14 protein-coding genes are annotated in these 17,946 nt (G+C 58.9%); 10 read left to right on the top strand and 4 right to left on the bottom strand.

Translation table 11 applies throughout. The features are described from left to right. Positions 1-97 precede the first annotated feature (97 nt). The 10 genes from ACTQ3R_RS10390 (at position 98) to ACTQ3R_RS10345 (ending at position 13,593) form a co-directional block, all read left to right on the top strand. Complete coding sequence (locus tag ACTQ3R_RS10390) at positions 98-1,399, top strand: substrate-binding domain-containing protein (RefSeq protein ID WP_441779180.1); 1,302 nt, start codon at positions 98-100, stop codon at positions 1,397-1,399. A 200-nt stretch (positions 1,400-1,599) separates the two neighbouring features. Beyond that, positions 1,600-3,108 carry a sugar ABC transporter ATP-binding protein gene (locus ACTQ3R_RS10385; RefSeq protein ID WP_441779179.1) on the top strand — a complete coding sequence of 503 codons (1,509 nt, stop codon included), beginning with the start codon at positions 1,600-1,602 and terminating at the stop codon, positions 3,106-3,108. Between the two features lie 15 nt (positions 3,109-3,123). Next, positions 3,124-4,782 carry an ABC transporter permease subunit gene (locus ACTQ3R_RS10380; protein WP_441779178.1) on the top strand — a complete coding sequence of 553 codons (1,659 nt, stop codon included), beginning with the start codon at positions 3,124-3,126 and terminating at the stop codon, positions 4,780-4,782. A 230-nt stretch (positions 4,783-5,012) separates the two neighbouring features. Beyond that, positions 5,013-6,299, top strand: a complete 1,287-nt coding sequence (locus tag ACTQ3R_RS10375) for a galactokinase (RefSeq protein ID WP_441779177.1) — start codon at positions 5,013-5,015, stop codon at positions 6,297-6,299. A 42-nt stretch (positions 6,300-6,341) separates the two neighbouring features. Beyond that, a complete protein-coding gene (galE, locus tag ACTQ3R_RS10370) occupies positions 6,342-7,334 on the top strand; it encodes a UDP-glucose 4-epimerase GalE (RefSeq protein ID WP_441779176.1) in 993 nt (330 codons plus the stop codon). Between the two features lie 2 nt (positions 7,335-7,336). Beyond that, entirely contained in the window at positions 7,337-8,836 is a 1,500-nt protein-coding gene (galT, locus tag ACTQ3R_RS10365) for a UDP-glucose--hexose-1-phosphate uridylyltransferase (protein WP_441779175.1), read from the top strand. 3 nt (positions 8,837-8,839) lie between these two features. Then, positions 8,840-9,880, top strand: a complete 1,041-nt coding sequence (locus ACTQ3R_RS10360; protein WP_441779174.1) for an aldose epimerase family protein — start codon at positions 8,840-8,842, stop codon at positions 9,878-9,880. Positions 9,881-9,998: 118 nt separating this feature from the next. Beyond that, a complete protein-coding gene (locus ACTQ3R_RS10355) occupies positions 9,999-10,757 on the top strand; it encodes a threonine/serine exporter family protein (protein WP_441779173.1) in 759 nt (252 codons plus the stop codon). Positions 10,758-10,767: 10 nt separating this feature from the next. Further along, positions 10,768-11,238, top strand: coding sequence for a threonine/serine exporter family protein (locus ACTQ3R_RS10350; protein ID WP_441779172.1), 471 nt, complete (start codon positions 10,768-10,770; stop codon positions 11,236-11,238). 246 nt (positions 11,239-11,484) lie between these two features. Continuing rightward, complete coding sequence (locus tag ACTQ3R_RS10345; protein ID WP_441779171.1) at positions 11,485-13,593, top strand: glutamine synthetase III family protein; 2,109 nt, start codon at positions 11,485-11,487, stop codon at positions 13,591-13,593. A gap of 177 nt (positions 13,594-13,770) precedes the next feature. Here the strand turns inward: ACTQ3R_RS10345 and ACTQ3R_RS10340 are convergent, their stop codons facing one another. The 4 genes from ACTQ3R_RS10340 to ACTQ3R_RS10325 all read right to left on the bottom strand — a co-directional run bounded on the left by ACTQ3R_RS10340 (position 13,771) and on the right by ACTQ3R_RS10325 (position 17,934). After that, entirely contained in the window at positions 13,771-14,688 is a 918-nt protein-coding gene (locus ACTQ3R_RS10340) for a GDSL-type esterase/lipase family protein (RefSeq protein WP_441779170.1), read from the bottom strand. A gap of 34 nt (positions 14,689-14,722) precedes the next feature. Continuing rightward, positions 14,723-15,592, bottom strand: a complete 870-nt coding sequence (locus ACTQ3R_RS10335; RefSeq protein WP_441779169.1) for a DUF3298 domain-containing protein — start codon at positions 15,590-15,592, stop codon at positions 14,723-14,725. After that, a complete protein-coding gene (locus ACTQ3R_RS10330; RefSeq protein WP_441779168.1) occupies positions 15,589-16,062 on the bottom strand; it encodes an RNA polymerase sigma factor in 474 nt (157 codons plus the stop codon). Before ACTQ3R_RS10330 ends, ACTQ3R_RS10335 begins: the two co-directional genes overlap by 4 nt. Positions 16,063-16,518: 456 nt before the next feature. Beyond that, the gene (locus ACTQ3R_RS10325; RefSeq protein ID WP_441779167.1) at positions 16,519-17,934 is read right to left on the bottom strand and encodes a YfcC family protein; all 1,416 of its coding nucleotides are present in this window, start codon (positions 17,932-17,934) and stop codon (positions 16,519-16,521) included. Between the last annotated feature and the right edge of the window lie 12 nt (positions 17,935-17,946).

The raw sequence follows: 17,946 nt of genomic DNA, 5'->3' as shown, positions 1-17,946 counted from the left end.
TCCCCTTGCTTTTCCGGACAGCTTCTTCTAACATTAAATCAGCGTTAAATGGGCGCGAACATCCCATTTAAACGGTTTTATGAAAAGGAGAATTGCTATGAAAAAAGCTCTTGCACTGACCCTGGCCGCTGCAATGTCCCTCAGCCTGGTCGCCTGCTCTGGTGGGGATAAGACTTCCCAGTCCTCTTCCGCCAGCACCAGCACCAGCGCCGGCAGCAGCGCCGCCCAGACCACCACTGTGGCCAACAAGGACAAGCCCCTGGTCTGGTTCAACCGCCAGCCCTCCAACAGCTCCACCGGCGAGCTGGACATGACCGCTCTGAGCTTCAACGAGGACACCTACTATGTGGGCTTCGACGCCAACCAGGGCGCTGAGCTCCAGGGCACCATGATCAAGAACTACATCGAGGCCAACATCGAGGGCCTGGACCGCAACGGCGACGGCATCATCGGCTACGTGCTGGCCATCGGCGACATCGGCCACAACGACTCCATCGCCCGTACCCGCGGCGTCCGTTCCGCTCTGGGCACCGCTGTTGAGGCCAACGGCGCCATCGACAGCACTCCCGTGGGCACCAACGTAGACGGCACCTCCACCTTCGTGAAGGACGGCGAGATCACCGTGGGCGGCACCACCTACATCGTCCGTGAGCTGGCTTCCCAGGAGATGAAGAACTCCGCCGGTGCCACTTGGGACGCTGCCACCGCCGGCAACGCCATCAACACCTGGTCCGCCTCTTTCGGCGATCAGATCGACATCGTGGCCTCCAACAACGACGGCATGGGCATGGCTATGTTCAACGCCTGGTCCAAGGCCAACGAGGTTCCCACCTTTGGTTATGACGCCAACTCCGACGCCGTTGCCGCTATCGCGGAAGGTTACGGCGGCACCATCAGCCAGCACGCTGACGTGCAGGCCTACCTGACCCTGCGCGTGCTGCGCAACGCTCTGGACGGCGTGGACGTGGACACCGGTATCGGCACTGCCGACGACGCCGGCAACGTGCTGGGCGAGGACGTGTTCTACTATGACGAGGCTACCCGTTCTTACTATGCTCTGAACGTGGCTGTCACCGCTGAGAACTATCAGGAATTCCTGGACTCCACCGTCCCCTATGCTCCTGTTTCCAACCAGCTGGACGCCACCGCTCACCCCACCAAGAACGTTTGGCTGAACATCTACAACTCCGCTGATAACTTCCTGGGCTCCACCTATCAGCCCCTGCTGGAGAAGTACGACGACTTCCTGAACCTGAATGTTGAGTACATCGCCGGCGACGGCCAGACCGAGTCCAACATCACCAACCGTCTGGGCAACCCCAGCGCCTATGACGCCTTCGCCATCAACATGGTGAAGACCGACAACGCCGCCGCTTACACCGGCCTGCTGGCCCAGTAATTCCACCGCGTTGAAGCGGTAAGATTCCGTGCTGAGGAATCCATAAAGCCTTGCTGTTAGGGAGAAGGAATTCTCCGTTCGTGAGAATTGTTTCTCCGTTCGGCGGAAGGAATTCTCCCTAACAGCACTTTTGAAGAAGAATCCGGCAGAATCAGACTGTTCGCTGAAACTGCTAATATGGACAAACGGGAGTAACGAGAATGGCAGATGCGAAAGACGATATTGTCCTGTCAATCCGCGGTATGAGCAAGTCTTTCGGCCGAAACCGGGTGCTTGACCATATCAACCTGGATGTAAAGCGGGGAACCGTCATGGGACTGATGGGCGAAAATGGCGCCGGTAAGTCCACCATGATGAAGTGCCTGTTCGGCACCTACCAGAAGGATGAGGGGAAAATTTTCTTAAACGGAAAAGAAATCAGCTTTTCCGGTCCCAAGGATGCCCTGGAAAATGGAATCGCCATGGTTCACCAGGAGCTGAACCAGTGCCTGGAGCGGAATGTCATTGACAACCTGTTCCTGGGCCGCTATCCCACCACCACCGGCGGGATGGTTGACGAGGGCAGTATGAAAAAGAAGGCTTCCGAGCTGTTCCGCAAGCTGGGAATGACCGTCAACTTGACCCAGCCTATGCGGAATATGTCTGTCTCTCAGAGACAGATGTGTGAAATTGCCAAGGCAATTTCCTACAATTCACAAGTAATCGTCCTGGATGAGCCCACCTCTTCCCTGACCGTGCAGGAGGTGGATAAGCTCTTTGAGATGATGCGGATGCTGAAGGCACAGGGAATTTCCCTGATCTATATCTCCCACAAAATGGACGAGATATTTGAGATCTGTGATGAGATTTCTGTCCTGCGTGACGGCAACCTGGTCATGACCAAGAGCGCCAAGGACACCAACATGAACGAGCTGATCACCGCCATGGTGGGCCGTTCCCTGGAGAGCCGGTTCCCTCCAGTGGACAACACCCCCGGCGACACCATTTTGTCCGTACAGCACCTGTCCACCAAGTACGCCCCCTATCTTCAGGACGTCACCTTTGACGTAAAAGAGGGCGAGATCTTTGGCCTTTACGGCCTGGTGGGCGCTGGACGTACCGAGCTGCTGGAGACCATTTTCGGCGTTCGTACCAGAGCAGCCGGCCGGGTCTATTTTAAAAACCGGCTGATGAATTTCTCCAGTGCTAAGGAAGCAATTGAACATGGCTTTGCCATGATCACCGAGGAACGCAAGGCCAACGGCCTGTTCCTGAAGTGCGATTTGACCTTTAACACCACCATTGCCAACCTGAATCAGTATAAGTCGGGTCTGGCCCTGTCCAATCCCAAGATGGTGAAGGCCACCAACAAGGAAATCAAGATCATGCACACCAAGTGCATGGGGCCGGACGATATGATCACCAGCCTCTCCGGCGGCAACCAGCAGAAGGTTATCTTCGGCAAGTGGCTGGAGCGTGAGCCCCAGGTCTTTATGATGGACGAACCCACCCGAGGCATCGATGTAGGCGCTAAGTACGAGATCTATGAGCTGATTATCAACATGGCAAAGCAGGGGAAGACCGTGATCGTGGTTTCCTCTGAGATGCCGGAGATCCTCGGGATTACCAACCGCATCGGCGTGATGTCCAACGGGCATCTGTCCGGAATTGTGAACACCAAGGAGACCAACCAGGAAGAACTTTTGCGACTGAGTGCAAAATACCTATAATGGGAGATATTGCATATGGCAACAGAAAACACAAAAATTCTGACGGCTGAGCAGGAGGCGAAGCTCCGCCAGCCCATTGACGAGTACGTCGGCAAGATCCAAGAGCAAGTCAATGCCCTGCGTGTGGAGGGCACGGATAAGGTGATCGAGCTTCAGAGCAATCTGGACAACCTGAAGCGCGACCGCATCTATACCCCGGACGAGAAGGCCAAGCTGACCGCCCAGTATACCAAAGAGCTGGAACAGGCCAAGGCGGTGGAGGCCCAGAACAAGGACCAGGTCGCCAAGCTCATCGCCGACGCGGAGAGCTACCTGAAGGCCCAGTACAGCACCTATTACCAGCCGGTGCTGGAAAGCTGCAAGCAAGAAAAGGTCCAGGCCCAGAAGAAGTACCAGGCGGCCCTGGAGGAGCTCACCAAGGAGCACCAGGCCACCCTGGCCAAGCTCAGCGATCCCCAGGAGATCAAGGACGAGAAGTACGTCCACAAAAACCGCCTGTTTGACGCCAAGATGGGTCTGGCCAAGGACCTGCAGGAGGTAAAGGACCGCCGCCATGCGGCCTTTGAGCACAAGTATCACCTGATCGACATGCTGCGCATGTCCCGCTTCACCTTTGGCGAGACCATGGCCCAGCGGTGGGAGAACTACAAGTACACCTTTAACCAGCGGGACTTCTTCCTGCGCAACGGCCTGTATCTGGCCATCATCGTCATCTTCATCGCCCTGTGTATCATTACCCCCATCATCAAGGGGCCCAATGTTCAGCTGCTGACGGTGAACAACGTCCTGAACATTCTGCAGCAGGCTTCCCCCAGAATGTTCCTGGCGCTGGGCGTGGCCGGCCTCATTCTGCTGGCCGGTACCGACCTGTCCATCGGCCGTATGGTTGGCATGGGCATGACCGCTGCTACCATTATCATGCACCAGGGTCCCAACACGGGCTCTGTGTTTGGCCATGTCTTTGACTTCTCCGGCCTGCCTGTGGTGGTGCGCATCATCTTTGCTCTGGTGGTTTGTATCGTGCTGTGTACGGTGTTTACCACCATCGCCGGTTTCTTCACCGCAAAGTTCAAGATGCACCCCTTCATTTCCACCATGGCCAACATGCTGGTCATCTTCGGCCTGGTTACTTACTCCACCAAGGGTGTGTCCTTCGGTGCCATCGACTCCTCCATCTCCGGCATGATCATGCCCAGAATCAACGGCTTCCCCACCATTATTCTCTGGGCCATCGCCGCAGTGGTCATCGTGTGGTTCATCTGGAACAAGACCACCTTCGGCAAGAACCTCTACGCTGTGGGCGGCAACCCTGAGGCGGCGGCTGTTTCCGGTATCTCCGTGTTCAAGGTCACTGTGGGTGCCTTTGTCATGGCTGGTATCCTGTACGGCTTTGGTTCCTGGCTGGAGTGTATCCGTATGTTCGGTTCCGGCTCCGCGGCCTATGGCCAGGGCTGGGAAATGGACGCCATCGCCGCCTGCGTGGTGGGCGGTATCTCCTTCACCGGCGGTATCGGCAAGATCTCCGGCGTGGTCGTGGGCGTGTTTATCTTCACCGCCCTGACCTACTCCCTGACCATCCTGGGCATTGACACCAACCTGCAGTTCGTGTTCTCCGGTGTCATCATCCTGGTGGCTGTTATGCTGGACTGCCTGAAGTACGTCCAGAAGAAGTAATCCATTCAATACCTCGGCAGGAAGCCGCCGCAAAGCAGATATGGAGATCCCACTGCTTTGCGGCGGCTTTGTCTCGCCGGATTTTTGGGGAGAAAAAAGTGCTGCGGCTGGAGGGCGTCTCTGCTGGAACATGGCGGGGGATTGGAATCAAAAGCCGAATATGATAAGATGAACAAAACGGCCCGGCCGGGAGAAAACGTACTTCCGGTGGGAAAAGAGAGGGGATTAACATGCAAAAACTGGTGGATGTGCGCCGGGCGCTGGGCTCCGGTGAACTGGACAAGGGCCTGAAAGCCATACTGTGCAGTGACCTGGAGGCCGGACGGCAGCGGGTGGCTGCACTTCTGGACTGCTTTCAGCGTACCTTTGGCGCAAGTGAGGACACCCAGGTGTCCCTGTGTTCCGCCCCAGGCCGCACAGAGATCTGCGGCAACCATACCGACCATCAGCACGGCCGGGTTCTGGCCGGAGCGGTGAATCTGGATTTTCTGGCCTGTGCGGCCTTGAACGGCACCAACACCATCCGCTTCCAGTCAGAGGGCTGGCCCATGGTGGAGGTGGAGCTAGACACCCTGGAGCCGAAAGAGGACGAGAAGGAATCCACCGCCTCCCTGGTACGGGGCATGGCGGCCCAGGCTGCTCAGATGGGATATAAGGTCGCGGGCTTTGATGTGTATGCCACCTCCCAGGTGCTGCCTGGCTCCGGCCTGTCCTCCTCCGCGGCCTGCGAGGTGCTGCTGGGGGTCATTGAGAACGACCTGTTCTGCCAGGGCCAGCTGGACCCTGTGACCATCGCCCAGATGGGCCAGAAGGCGGAGAACATCTTCTTCGGTAAGCCCAGCGGGCTGATGGACCAGACGGCCTCTTCTGTGGGCGGCGCGGTGGCCATCGACTTTGCCGACCCTGCCGCCCCGGTGGTGCGGAGCGTGGCGGTGGATCTGGCCGGATTGGGCTATGCCCTGTGCATCATTGACTCCGGAGCCAGCCACGCCGACCTGACCAGCGAATATGCCGCGGTGCCCCAGGAAATGGGAGCGGTAGCCGCCTACTTTGGCAAGCAGGTGCTGCGGGAGGTGGACGAGGCGCAGGTGGTGGAGAAGCTGCCTCAGCTTCGGAAGGCGGTGGGGGACCGGGCGGTGCTCCGGGCCCTGCACTTCTTTGCAGATGACCGCCGTTCCCAGCAGGAGGCGGACGCCCTGGAACAGGGTGATATGGAGACCTTCCTGGCCCTGGTGCGGGAGTCGGGCCGGTCCTCCTGGGAACTTTTGCAGGACATCACGCCCGCCGGTGCGGTGGCCGAGCAGGCCATGGCCGTGGCCCTCACCGTGGCCGAGCGGGCCCTGCAGGGCAAGGGCGCCTGCCGGGTCCACGGAGGCGGCTTTGCGGGCACCATCCAGGCTTTTGTTCCCTTGGACGGGCTGGAGAATTTCCGGACGCAGGTAGAGAAGGCTCTGGGCGGCGGAAGCTGCCATGTGCTGAGCATCCGGCCGGTGGGCGGCACGGTGCTCTGCTCCTAACTGCAGCAGGATGGAACGGAATACGAAAGGAGCGCATTGAATATGGCGATTTTGGTATTGGGCGGAGCCGGCTACATCGGCTCTCATACGGTATATGAACTGATTGACGCGGGCCGCGAGGTAGTGGTGGCCGATAACCTGCAGACCGGCTTCAAGGCCGCCGTCCACCCCAAGGCGAAGTTTTATGAGCTGGACATCCGGGACAAGGGTGCCCTGGACACCCTGTTCCAGGCGGAGGATATTGAGGGCGTCATCCACTTTGCCGCCTCTTCCCAGGTGGGCGAGTCCATGTCTGACCCTCTGAAGTACTATGACAACAACCTCTACGGCACCATGGTGCTGCTCCAGTCCATGGTGGAGCACGGGGTGGATAAGATCGTCTTCTCCTCCACCGCTGCCACCTACGGTGAGCCCGAGCGGGTGCCCATTCTGGAGAGTGACCCCACTGTGCCTACCAACTGCTACGGCAACACCAAGCTGTCCATGGAGCAGATGATGAACTGGGTCTCCCGTGCCCATGGCCTTCGGTATGTGGCCCTGCGGTACTTCAACGCCTGCGGCGCCCATGTCTCCGGCAAGATCGGTGAGGCCCACAACCCCGAGACCCACCTCATTCCCATTATCCTCCAGGTCCCCCTGGGCCAGCGGGAGGCGGTGAGCATGTTCGGCGACGACTATCCCACCAAGGACGGCACCTGCATCCGGGACTACATCCACGTCACCGACCTGGCCCAGGCCCATATCCTGGCCCTGGACTACCTGATCAAGGGCGGCGAGAACAACGTCTTTAACCTGGGCAACGGCGTGGGCTTTACGGTGAAGGAAGTGGTGGATGTGGCCCGCCAGGTCACCGGCCACCCCATTCCCGCCAAGATCGCCCCCCGCCGGGCGGGCGACCCGGCCCAGCTCATCGCATCCTCGGAGAAGGCGGTGAAGGTGCTGGGGTGGAAGCCTCAGTTTAACGACCTGAGCACCATTGTGGCCTCTGCCTGGGCCTGGCACAAGGACCACCCCAACGGATATGGGGAGGGCTGAGCATGGAACGTGACCAGGCCATTGCCAAACTGATCGCCTACGCCCTGGACAAGGAGCTCATCCGCCCTGAGGAGCAGATGTGGGCGGTGAACGCCCTGCTGGAAGTGCTGGAGCTGGACGGTTGCGCCATGCCGGAGCAGCTGCCCGTCCTGGAGGAGGGGGAACTGCCCGTCATCCTGGACGCCCTCATGGACGATGCCCATGCACGGGGGGTACTGAAGGAGAATTCCATCGTTTACCGGGACCTCTTTGATACGAAAATTATGGGTGCCCTCACTCCCCGTCCCGGCCAGGTGATCGACCACTTCCAGGCCCTGCGGGCGGAGGACCCCCAGAAGGCCACCGACTGGTACTATAAATTCAGCCAGGACACCAACTACATCCGCCGGGACCGGATCGCCAAGGATATGCAGTGGAAGGCCCCCACCGAGTACGGGGAGCTGGACATTACCATTAACCTGTCCAAGCCGGAAAAGGACCCCAAGGCCATTGCCGCCGCCCGGAACCTGCCCGCCTCCGCCTATCCCCGGTGCCAGCTGTGCGCCGAGAACGAGGGCTACGCAGGCCGGGTGAACCACCCCGCCCGGCAGAACCACCGCATTGTCCCCATCACCATCAACGGCTCTCCCTGGTTTTTGCAGTACTCCCCCTATGTGTACTATAACGAGCACTGCATCTGTCTGAACCGGGAGCACACCCCCATGAAGATCGACCGGGCCTGCTTTGGCAAGCTTTTGGACTTTGTGGGCCAGTTCCCCCACTACTTTGTGGGCTCCAACGCCGATCTGCCCATTGTGGGCGGCTCCATCCTGGCCCATGACCATTTCCAGGGCGGCCGCTACACCTTCGCCATGGCTAAGGCCCCGGTGGAGACGGAGTTCACCTTCCCCGGCTATGAGGACGTAACATCCGGCATTGTGAAGTGGCCCATGTCGGTGGTCCGTCTCACCTGTGCCGATCCCCAGCGGCTGGTGGAGCTGGCCGACAAGATCCTCCTGAGCTGGAGAGGCTACACCGACCAGACGGCCACCATCCTGGCCGAGACCGACGGGGAGCCCCACAACACCATCACCCCCATCGCCCGGCGGCGGGGAGAGGATTATGAGCTGGACCTGGTGCTGCGCAACAACCTGACCACGTCCGAGCACCCCCTGGGCCTCTACCACCCCCACGCGGAGCTTCATCACATCAAGAAGGAGAACATCGGCCTCATCGAGGTGATGGGCCTGGCTGTGCTGCCCGCCCGGCTGAAAGCGGAGCTGGCCGCGGTGGCGGAGAAGCTGGCCTCCGGGGAGGACCTGCGCGCCGATCCCCTGACCGAGAGCCACGCCGATTGGGCGGAGAGCTTCCGGGGCAAGTACCAGATCACCCCGGAAAACGCGCTGGATATTGTACAAAAGGAGACCGGACTGGTGTTCTCCCAAGTGCTGGAGCACGCCGGTGTCTACAAGCGCACCCCGGAGGGCAAAGAGGCCTTCCTGCGTTTCCTGAGGCAGGTGTAAGGAATGGCAAACTTGATCGGTCAAAGCTTCGGACGGACCAAAGAGGGCCGGGAAGTGGAGGCGTGGACCCTGTGTGCCGGGGAATATTCCGCCCAGGTGCTGACCTATGGAGGAATTCTCCGCTCCTTCTGCGTCCCCGCCCCGGAGGGAAGCCGGGACATTGTGCTGGGCTGTGAGACGCTGGAGGATTACGAGAACCAAGACAAGTATTTCGGCGCCCTGGTGGGCCGGGTGGCCAACCGCATCGGCGGGGCTGCCTTCGACCTGAACGGGGTGCACTACCCCCTGGCGGTCAACAACGGCCCCAACTGCCTCCACGGGGGCCTGCGGGGTTTTGACCGGGCCATCTGGGCGGCCCGTGAGGAGAACGGTGCGCTGGTGCTCACCCGCAACAGTCCCGATGGGGAGGAGGGCTTCCCCGGCAGCCTGGCGGTGCAGGTGACCTATTCCCTTTCAGAGGACGGGACACTTACGCTGGAGTATCAGGCCCGGAGCGACCAGGATACCCTCTGCAACCTCACCAACCACAGCTATTTTAACCTGCTGGGCCACGCCCACGGCTCTCTGGGGGAGCAGAAGATTCAGATCCTGGCCGATGCTATTACGGAGATGGATGAGAACAGCACCCCCACGGGGATGGTTCTCCCGGTGGATGGAACGCCCTTTGACCTTAGAGAGCCTGTGGAGATCCGTGTGGGGTTGGCCATGGAGCATCCCCAGCTGAAGCTGGGCAACGGTTATGACCACAACTTTGTCCTCCATCGCCAGAGCCGGGGCCCTCTGAAGCAGGCGGCCAGAGTGACCGGAGGCGGGCTGTGTCTGGAGTGCCGGACCACCCAGCCCGGAATGCAGTTCTACACCGCCAATTTCTTGGAGGGAGAGGCGGGGAAGGGCGGGGCCTGCTACGGTCCCCGGTCGGCCTTCTGCCTGGAGACCCAGGCCTGGCCCGATGCCATCCACCACGAGAATTTCCCCTGCGTGGTGCTGGGCAAGGGAGAGAGCTACCACCATGTGACCACGTACCAGGTAACGAAAAACGGATAAATGCAGCCAAAAGGCCGCGGAGAAATATCATTTCTCTGCGGCCTTTTTTTCGGGACGGAAATAGACCTTGCTATTTTCTCCAAAGATGGTATCCTACTAGAGACGGGAGGGATCCGGTATGCACGACAACTATGACGACCTTCTAAATATGGGTACGGAGCTGGGCTACCAGCTGATGTACAGTGGGGCGGAAATTTACCGGGTAGAGGAGTCGGTAAACCGGCTGCTCACCGCCTATGGACTGCAGCCCCAGGTGTTTGCCATCCCCAACTGTCTGATTGTCAGCTTGAACACACCCTCGGGCCACCCCATTACCAGCATGCGCCGCATCCCCTCCCACGGAACGGACATTGAGCTGCTGGAGGCCTGCAACGACCTGTGCCGCCGGCTGTGCCGGGAGGTCCCGCCCCTGGAGCAGGCCAAGGAGCAGGTCCGCCGCCTGGGGGAGGGACACCGGGCCCATCCCACCTGGGTGCTGCTGATGGGCTATGTGGTGGCAGCCGCCTTTTTTGCCGCTTTTTTCGGGGGAAATCTTCCAGATATGCTCAGCGCTGGCGTGTGCGGCCTGGGGGTGGGCCTGTGGATCCTCTATCTCAGCAAACCTCTGCGGGTGGTGGGCTTTTTCCAGACCCTGATCGGGGCAGTTATTGCGTCGCTGCTGGCGCTGCTGCTCACCGATCTGGGCATTGGAGTCAATTTAAACTTCATTACCATCGGCACGCTGATGGTCCTGGTGCCGGGTATGGCCCTGACCAACGCCATGCGGGAGATCGTCAATGGGGATATCATATCGGGCATCAACCGCACCGCTGAGGCCATTCTGACCGCTGCGGCCATCTCTCTGGGGGTCATTTTGTCCCTGGCCATGGGAACGTGAGGGCAGGAACATGGAACTGTTGAACGCACTTTTTTTCCCCTGCCTGTGGTCCTTTATCGCCTGTGTGGGCTTCGGGCTGGTATTCAATATCCATGGTTTCGGTGTGCTGATCTGCGGCTTCGGCGGGGCGCTGGGGTGGCTGGCCTATCTGCTCGCCCAGCGTCTGGCGGGCGGAGAGGTGATCCCGGCCTTTTTTGCCGCGGTGATCATTGCCATCTACGCCGAGATGATGGCCCGCGTGCGCCGTTGCCCGGTGACAGGTTACCTGCAGGTGGCCCTGCTTCCGCTGGTGCCCGGAGCGGGCATCTACAACGCCATGCGCTACTGTGTGGACGGTCAGACTGATTTGTTTCTTTCCACGCTGCTGCACACCTTCGGTGTGGCTGCCGCACTGGCCATTGGGGCCATGCTCTCCTCCACAGTGCTGCGGATCGTGCTGCCCCACCTGATGACGGGAAAAAAGTCCAGAGGGGGAAGGTGAGTGTGCCTTTGACTCGCTCCGGCTGGTGAATTGCCCCAGGATCGGCAGAGAGAGCGAATAAATTTTAGGCAAAATTTGGGCTTGCTTTTTATTCTTTTGCGCGCTATTGTAATGGCAGAAGGTTTGCTTTTGCTGTTTGCAGCGGCAACCACTTTGGAATGTAATGTGAGGCAATGGTGTCCACGAAGGGCACCACTGCCTCTTTTTTGCATTTCCTCCAAATGAAGCGGAAAGGACTGGGATCTTATGTGTGTCAACCCCTCTGAAATGTTCGGGACCAATGTGTTCAGTCTGGAAGTTATGCGCCAGCGTCTGCCCAAAAAGGTATACCATGAATTGGTAGATGTGATGAACCATGGGGGCAACATCTCCATGGCCACTGCCGACATTGTGGCCAATGCCATGAAGGATTGGGCGGTGGAAAAGGGAGCCACCCACTACACCCACTGGTTCCAGCCCCTCACCGGGGTCACCGCGGAGAAGCACGACAGCTTCCTGACCGCTCCCCAGGACAGCAAGACGCTGCTGCAGCTTACCGGAAAGCAGCTCATCATGGGGGAGCCCGATGCCTCCTCCTTCCCCTCCGGCGGCCTGCGTGCCACCCACTACGCAAGGGGCTACACCGCCTGGGACATGACCTCCCCTGCCTTTGTGAAGGCGATGTCCTGCGGTACTATTTTGTGTATCCCCACCATCTTTGTCTCCTATAACGGGGAGGCGCTGGACCAGAAAACTCCCCTGCTGCGGTCCATGGAGGCCATCCATACCCAGGCGCTTCGGATTCTGCGCCTGTTTGGCAACACCCAGGCCCAGAAGGTCACGCCCCAGGTGGGGCCGGAGCAGGAATATTTCCTGGTGGATCGGGAGAAGTACCTGAAGCGCCGGGACCTCATCTACACCGGCCGTACCCTCTTCGGTGCCCCCGCCCCCAAGGGCCAGGAGCTGGATGACCAGTATTTCGGCGTCATCCGGGAGCGGGTGGGTGCTTTTATGGCCGACCTGAACCAGGAGCTGTGGAAGCTGGGCATTCCCGCCACCACCCAGCACAACGAGGTGGCCCCCGCCCAGCACGAGCTGGCCCCCATCTATACCCCCTGCAACCTGGCGGTGGATCAGAACCAGCTGACCATGGAGACCATGAAGCGGGTGGCCACCCGCCACGGCCTGGTGTGTCTGCTCCATGAGAAACCCTATGCCGGGGTCAACGGCTCGGGCAAGCACAACAACTGGTCCATCGGCACGGACACGGGGGAGAATCTGCTGGACCCAGGGGACACCCCCAATGAGAACCTGCAGTTTTTGCTGGTGCTGGCCTGTATCCTGCGGGCGGTAGACCGGCATGCGGGACTGCTGCGATGCTCGGCCTCCTGTGTGGGCAACGAGCACCGCTTAGGTGCCCAGGAGGCGCCTCCCGCCATTATTTCCATCTTCCTGGGGGACCAGCTGGAGCATGTAGTGAAGCAGATCGTCTCCAACGCCGATTCCATTCAGCTTCTGGCTGCGGGCAAGCTGGACTCCGGTGTGGCCTCTGTCCCGGTGATTCTAAAGGACGCCACCGACCGCAACCGCACCTCTCCCTTTGCCTTTACCGGAAATAAGTTTGAGTTCCGCATGGTGGGCTCCTCCGACTCCATTGCCGAGGCCAACATCACCCTCAACGCCATTGTGGCCCAGTCCCTGTGCGATGCCGCAGACATGCTGGAAAAGGCGGAGGATTTTAACGCCGCTTGTACCGAGCTGATCCATGACTGGATGACCGAGCACCAGCGAGTCATTTTCAACGGCAATGGATACTCCGACCAGTGGGTGGCGGAGGCGGCCAGACGAGGCCTGCCCAACCTGCATTCTCTGGTGGATGCGGTGCCCTATCTGGTGACAGACCAGACGGTGGAGCTCTACGAGAAATTTGGAATCTACACCAAATCGGAGCTGGAGGCCCGTGCGGAGATCCGCTATGAGACCTATGCCAAGGTGCTGCGCATCGAGGCCAAGACCATGATCCACATGGCCGCCAAGCACTACATTCCCGCGGCCATTACCTATACCACCCGGCTGGGCCAGTCCATTACCGCTGTGTCCGCCGCCTGTCCCGAGGCCGATGTCACAGTGCAGAAGGGGCTGCTGGCCAGGGTCAGTTCCCTGCTGTCGCAGGCCAGCGAGGCCCTGGAGGAGCTGAAGGTGCGCTCCACCAAGGTGGATGCCATGGAAAACATGGCGGAGATGGCCCGCGCCTATCACGACCAGATCGTACCGGCCATGAAGGCACTGCGTACCCCTGTGGATGAGCTGGAACTGCTGGTGGACAAGGACATCTGGCCCGTGCCCACCTATGGCGACCTGATGTTTGAGGTCTGAACGCTCTGCGCATTCCCATATGGGGGGACACACCGCCTGTGCCCCCCAAAGGGTGCCCCGGCCGGTCCCGCCCACTTTGGGAGAGTGGTTCACAGCAAAAAATTGCCCCGCCTTTCCAGAAATGGGCTGGAAGGGCGGGGCAAACATGTTCCTTGGGACGATCGCGCGAGCCGTCCCTTAAGACTCGGCAGAGGAAGACGCGGAATTTTCCTGGGAGGGATACAACGTATCGTAGGAGACCGTATGTGTTTTCAGGTAGTCCAGCCACTGCTGGCAGTAGGCCTTGCGCAGGTGGACGCCGTCGGCGCTGGCATCCCTGGGGAGCTGGCCGTTTTCGTCAGCAAAGACGGGGTTCAGATCCAAAAAGGCGACCTGTTTTTCTTCGGCAGCCTTTTTCATCAGATCATTGTAGATCTGCAAGTGGTCGTTCTTCAGGTAGCTGGCCCCGCCGGTCTCTGCAATGACATCCTCGTTGAGGGGAATGAGACCCTGGATGTAAATCACGGCGTTGGGCTGGCTTTCCCGAATGAGGTCAATGGCCTGGCAGTAGGAATCATAAAACCCCTGATCGTTGTAGTAGCCCAGCTCGTTGATCCCCAGGGACAGGTATACCTTTCCATACTGCTTGAGGGCAAGGGCCTCCAAAAGGGTATACTGGTTCCCGTCAATGGTGATGGCCTTTTTCTCGGCCAGCTTAAAAATGGACAGGCCGTTGGAGGTCAGGTTTTCTCCGCAGCCAATGCCGCTGTAAATGAGGAAGCCGTCGGTCCGGGAGTCTCCAATGAAGGCGGCATCCTCAAAGTAGGAATTATCCACCGCTTCGCTCTCGGGGACAGGCTGGGAGAAATCATATTCCGGCTGTTCCGGCTGCGGGGCGGCAGGGGCCTCATCCGGGGACTGCGGCTCGGCATCCGGCTTTTGCTTTTGGACGGGGGGCTGAGGAGCGGGGGTTCGGTCACTGAGGTTTGTCTGCTCCTCTGTGGGAGCGGCCGGCGGCTCCTGGGTCTGCGTCTGGGGCTGGCTGCTTCCGCAGGCGGATAACAGATTGACCAGCAGAAAACCGGCAATGAAAAGGGAAATCGTTCTTTTTCTCATGGGAGTTCCTCCAATGGGGTATATCTTTGGTGCTTTATGGGCGGTAAAGAAGGTGATCGTAGAGCTCGGGGGTGGTCAGCGTAAAGCTGGGGCTCCCCACGCTCCCCGGTGCCACCTCATATTTGTCAAAGGGGATGACAAGGTTCCCCTGTTCGTCAAAGTAGAAGTCCTGGTTGGGATCAATGGCATCAAAATAATAGGTTCCAAGCTGGGAGCTGCCCTCCAGCCAGTAATATTCCGACGCGTCATCTTCCATCCGCTGGCTCATCTGACGTTTCAGCTCGTCGCTGATCACGGTGATATAGTCGTAATCCTCTGCAAACAGGTCGGACAACTGCTTGCGCTCGCCGCTGGGGACATCAATGTGATAGTAGCGCTCCTGGTGATTGCCGGAGGCCAGGATCAGATCCGAATCGATCCGCAGGGTGAACCAGCGCTCTGTGTTGGTTACGATCTCCCAGGTCACATCGAGCGTATAATAGCCATCACTGTGGGCGGTCTGCTCATAGTCGTCGATGAGCTGGTCAATATAGGTCTCGATTTCACTGTTGATCTCCTGCGCGCCGGGGCTTTGTTCATTCTGGGAGATCTGTGGGGTGTCGATGGAGACGTGGTTTTTTCCCTCGTTCTGCTCATAGGTGCGTACGGTGATCACTTGGAACAGGGGGCCTACCAGAGGAAGGCCGGCCATGGTATCTGCCATTGCGGCACTGGAATTGGGCAGAAGAAATGCAAGGGCCACTGCTGCTGCGGATATGCTTCCCAGGTAACGGCGCCAGATATGGGGACGCGTGCGCCGAGCCGGGAGACTGCCCAGGGTTTCCTCCACCCGGCGGCTGAATGCCTCGGGAACCGGGATGTCCTCGTGCCGGGCTTTTTGCCGAAGCTTATCATCGAAATTCATTCTGTTCCCTCCAATAGAATCCTGAGGTGCTTTCTTGCCCTCGACAAGCGAGTTTTCACATTGGCCTCTGTGATGCCAAGGATGTGTCCGATTTCCTTTACGCTGAATCCGTGGTAGTAGTAGAGAACCACAACAGCCCTCAGCTGCGCATTCAATGTGCAGACTGCTTGCCAAAGCTGAAGGTTCTCCTCTCCGCCGGATACGGCGGGCAGGTCGTGAATCTCCTCCAGGGAGACCAGTTTTTTTCTCTTGCGAAGGATCCCGTAGCATTCATTGGTAAGGATTCGCATGAGCCACGGCCGAAAGGATTCCTTCTGGCGAAGAGAAGGGAGCTTCTGGTAGGCGGTCAAAATAGCCTCTTGGGCGGCATCTGCTGCGTCCTCAGCGTTTCCGAGTATGCCCATGGCTAAATGGTACATGGTTTTTTCGTTTTCCTTGATTTGATCGGTAAACCACTTCAGCTCATCCAAAAAGCTCCCCCCTTCCATGGCTGATCCGATTTCCCATTGTACCATGAATGTTCCTACCCAATGCACCTCTATTAGTATAAGAGGGAATTGCGCGGGAAAAGGTGACAAGGAAGGGGCAAAAATATAGACAATCCGCTGCCCCATTTACCACGTCATGGTGTGTCACTGGTACAATGCTGAAACGATCCTGCGAAGTCATGGCTATCATACCATAGAATAAAAAAATCCTCTATCCTCATTTGTAAAAAATACGCTTGCCCATATGTTACCATTCCAACGGGCTGTTTGGCCAACAGAACCATGGAACAAAAGGAGCCACGGGGTCATCCCAAAGACAAGGGATGCCCCGTGGCTTGCTGTTTGGTATCAAATGGATTATGGGGAATCGGCAACCGTAAAAGACAAAGCGTGTTTCGAGGGGAGAAACCAGCTTGCTTTTTGAAGGGAAGAATGGATTTAGTACGCGCCGAAGCCGATTGCCACAGCCAGAACCATCAGCAGGGCCTGGGTGACAAACAGGGCCAGGAACACGGGGACCACAAACCGCCACCACTTCTGGATCTTCACGCCGGCCAGACCGGACATGATAGCGGCAAAGCCGGTGGGCCACACGATGTTGGACAGGCCGTCGCCAAACTGGAAGGCCAGAACGGCAACATCCCGGTGCAGGCCCAACAGATCGGACAGGGGGGCCATAATGGGCATAGAGGTGGCAGCCTGACCGGAGCCGGAGGGGATCAGGAAGTTGAGGAAGGTCTGGAGGACCAGCATGCACACGGCGGACAGCCAAGCGGGCAGGTAGGACAGGGGCAGGGACATGTAGTACACGATGGTGTCGATGATGTTGCCGGCCTGAAGAACCATCAGAATACCGCGGGCCAGACCGATCATCATACAGGCCATGGCCACGTTGGTAAAGCCCTGCTCGTACTTCTTGGCGATGTCATTGAGGCCCCAGCCCATAACGATGGCGCTGAGAATACCCATGATGGTGAAGGAGGCGGCCAGCTCGGGGAAGTACCAGCTGTAAGTCTTACAGCCGTAGACGATCACGATGATACCGGCCAGCAGAATGAGCAGCACCAGCACTTCCCGGACGCTGAAGCGGGCGTTCTGCACGTCCTGCTCAGACATGGAAGCGGCCACATCGTCGTGATAGACCAGGCTCTTGGTGGGGTCGGCCTGGACCTTCAGCGCATAGCGGATGACAAAGAAGGAGGCCACGGCGATCATGCACAGGTGGCAGAACAGACGGTAGCCGGTGCCGGACATGGGAGGCACCTCGGCAATGCCCTGGGCCACACCCACGGTGAAGGGGTTGACCATCGCGCCGGCATAGCCCATGCCGGCGCCCAGGGCCACGATGGCCAGACCCACAATGGCGTCAAAGCCCATGGCAATGGCGATGCCGGTAAACACGGGGATGAAGGGGAACCACTCCTCAAACAGGCCGATGGTGGAGGAGGCGATGCCGATGATGGTGAGGAATACGGGGATGATGGCCACACGGGCCTTCCCCTTAAATACCTTCAGCATGGCGGCCACCAGACCGTTGAAGGCGCCGCTGGAAATGATGATGCTGATGGAGGCGTAAGCGATGAACACGAAGAAGATGACACCGCCGGCATCCATGAAGCCATCATAGATGGAGCGGAACATGTCAAACAGTCCCACAGGACTTGACTCAACGGCGTGATAGGTGCCGGGAACGACCACGGTGCGGTTGGTAGCCTCGTTGAGCACCCGGTCAAAGGAGCCGGCGGGCAGGATCCAGGTCAAAAGAGTGCAGACTACGATGATCAGGAACAAGAGGGCGTAAATGTGGGGCAGGCCAAGTTTTTTCCGTTTCTCCAGTGTGTTTGGTTTGCTCATGAAAGTTCCTCC

Origin of the sequence: Lawsonibacter sp. LCP25S3_E2 (assembly GCF_052117285.1) — a bacterium.
Classification (GTDB): Bacteria; Bacillota; Clostridia; order Oscillospirales; family Oscillospiraceae; genus Lawsonibacter.
Note: the sequence above shows the minus strand (reverse complement) of the source record. Positions and strands in the feature narration are given on the sequence as shown.

Excerpts from the sequence above, each read along its gene's own strand:
- ACTQ3R_RS10390 (WP_441779180.1), top strand. The coding sequence starts at position 98 with ATGAAAAAAGCTCTTGCACTGACCCTGGCCGCTGCAATGTCCCTCAGC.
- ACTQ3R_RS10385 (WP_441779179.1), top strand. The coding sequence starts at position 1,600 with ATGGCAGATGCGAAAGACGATATTGTCCTGTCAATCCGCGGTATGAGC.
- ACTQ3R_RS10380 (WP_441779178.1), top strand. The coding sequence starts at position 3,124 with ATGGCAACAGAAAACACAAAAATTCTGACGGCTGAGCAGGAGGCGAAG.
- ACTQ3R_RS10375 (WP_441779177.1), top strand. The coding sequence starts at position 5,013 with ATGCAAAAACTGGTGGATGTGCGCCGGGCGCTGGGCTCCGGTGAACTG.
- galE (WP_441779176.1), top strand. The coding sequence starts at position 6,342 with ATGGCGATTTTGGTATTGGGCGGAGCCGGCTACATCGGCTCTCATACG.
- galT (WP_441779175.1), top strand. The coding sequence starts at position 7,337 with ATGGAACGTGACCAGGCCATTGCCAAACTGATCGCCTACGCCCTGGAC.
- ACTQ3R_RS10360 (WP_441779174.1), top strand. The coding sequence starts at position 8,840 with ATGGCAAACTTGATCGGTCAAAGCTTCGGACGGACCAAAGAGGGCCGG.
- ACTQ3R_RS10355 (WP_441779173.1), top strand. The coding sequence starts at position 9,999 with ATGCACGACAACTATGACGACCTTCTAAATATGGGTACGGAGCTGGGC.
- ACTQ3R_RS10350 (WP_441779172.1), top strand. The coding sequence starts at position 10,768 with ATGGAACTGTTGAACGCACTTTTTTTCCCCTGCCTGTGGTCCTTTATC.
- ACTQ3R_RS10345 (WP_441779171.1), top strand. The coding sequence starts at position 11,485 with ATGTGTGTCAACCCCTCTGAAATGTTCGGGACCAATGTGTTCAGTCTG.
- ACTQ3R_RS10340 (WP_441779170.1), bottom strand. The coding sequence starts at position 14,688 with ATGAGAAAAAGAACGATTTCCCTTTTCATTGCCGGTTTTCTGCTGGTC.
- ACTQ3R_RS10335 (WP_441779169.1), bottom strand. The coding sequence starts at position 15,592 with ATGAATTTCGATGATAAGCTTCGGCAAAAAGCCCGGCACGAGGACATC.
- ACTQ3R_RS10325 (WP_441779167.1), bottom strand. The coding sequence starts at position 17,934 with ATGAGCAAACCAAACACACTGGAGAAACGGAAAAAACTTGGCCTGCCC.